General features: G+C 72.7%; 2 protein-coding genes. Both read left to right on the top strand.

Annotation, left to right across the window (positions count from 1 at the left end; genetic code table 11):
- Positions 1 to 670 precede the first annotated feature (670 nt).
- Entirely contained in the window at positions 671 to 922 is a 252-nt protein-coding gene (locus G5C65_RS37140; protein ID WP_165303440.1) for a transposase family protein, read from the top strand.
- A gap of 170 nt (positions 923 to 1092) precedes the next feature.
- Positions 1093 to 1509: a Mu transposase C-terminal domain-containing protein gene (locus G5C65_RS37135; RefSeq protein WP_165303439.1), complete on the top strand. Its 417-nt coding sequence runs from the start codon at positions 1093 to 1095 to the stop codon at positions 1507 to 1509.
- The last annotated feature ends 14 nt before the right edge of the window (positions 1510 to 1523 follow it).

Here is a 1523-nt window from a genome sequence, read left to right as displayed (position 1 = left end):
CGCCTCACCCGCGCCCCCGTGACCACCACCGCCCAGTGCCTGGAGGTCTCCGACCGCACGATGTGGCGGCGGCCGGCCGCCGCCACCACCGGGCCCCGTCATCGCCCAACACCCTGGCGCCCGCCGCACAGACCGCTTCGAGATCACCCCCGAGATCCGGGTCCTGCCGGCGTAGTGGCACGGCCAAGCCTCCGTGGTCCACCGCGAACTCCTCCACCGCGCCCGCACCGCCAGCCCCGGCGCAGCGGCTGAGCCTCCGCCGCCGGACGGTCCCGGACGGCTTCCGGACGGCTTCCGGGCGGCGCGCCGCCCGCTGCGATCCCGGTACTGGATCAGGTGCCGTCACCCTCGACGTTCCTGCGCACGGTGCGCCGGGACCTGACGGCGGGGCGGGCGGGCCGGCTACCGCAAGGGCCCGGAAGCCGCCCGCACCCTGGACGTGTCCGGCAAGCGCCCCCGCACCCGGCGCAACCACGTCTGGGAGGCCGACCACGTCCAGGCCCCGCTGCGCGTGGACGCCGACGGCGACCTCGTCGCCCCTCTACGTCACGTGGTTCATCGACGGCGCGACCAAGGCCATCACCGGCCTCGCCGTCACCCCCAGCACCCCCACTCGCGCCTCGATCCTGGCCGCGCTGCGCTCCGCGGTCCTACGCGAGGAGCCCGCTCCGTGGTCCTGCGCGAGGCGCCCTACGGGCCCTTCGGCGGGCTGCCCGAGCAGGTGCGCTTCGACCGCGGCAAGGACGTCCTCTCCCGCACCGTGGCCACCGCACTGACCGCACTGGACGCGGACCTCACCCTCCTGCCGCCCTACAGCCCCCACCCGAAGGGCACTGCTGGAGAACCTCAACCGCAACACCTCCCGCATGCTCTTGGCCGCCCTGCCCGGCTGCACCCCCAAGCGCAAGCAGAAGAAACCTGACCGCCGCCCAGTCACATCGCCCATGTCCTTCCAGGCGTTCACCGGGGAACTGCTGACCTGGGCACACTGGTGGAACACCGAGCACCGCCCCGCCTGGACTCCACGGCGCCACCCCGCTCCAGGCATGACAAGCCGACCCGACCCCGCTCCACGACATCCCCGCCCCGGACGTGTGGACCTTCACCCTCGAAGACGACGGCCGGACACGCATCATCACCAGCCACGGCGCGCGCTTCAAAAACCGCGACTACCTCGCCGACTGGATGACCGGACAGGCCGGGCGCACGGCCACGGTGCGCTTCATGCCCCACCACGACCATGAAATCGAGGTCTGCGACACCCACGGCCACCACCTGGGCACCGCACACCTGGCCGATACCGCCACACCCGAACAGATCTCCACCCTGCGCCGCTCCCGCACCCGCCGCGCCCGCCGCCTGCGCGCCGACGCCAAAAAGGCAGAGCAACTGCGCCGGGACCGCTTCGCCCCCGCCACCACCCCACAAACAGCACGACGGCTCCGCGCGCTCACCCAGGCCCAGGCCGACCAGGAACCGGCCCAGGACACCTCCGGCTGTCTCTTATAGACATCTGACTCTTG

Source organism: Streptomyces boncukensis, assembly GCF_011045075.1.
Lineage (GTDB): Bacteria > Actinomycetota > Actinomycetes > Streptomycetales > Streptomycetaceae > Streptomyces > Streptomyces boncukensis.
Note: the sequence above shows the minus strand (reverse complement) of the source record. Positions and strands in the feature narration are given on the sequence as shown.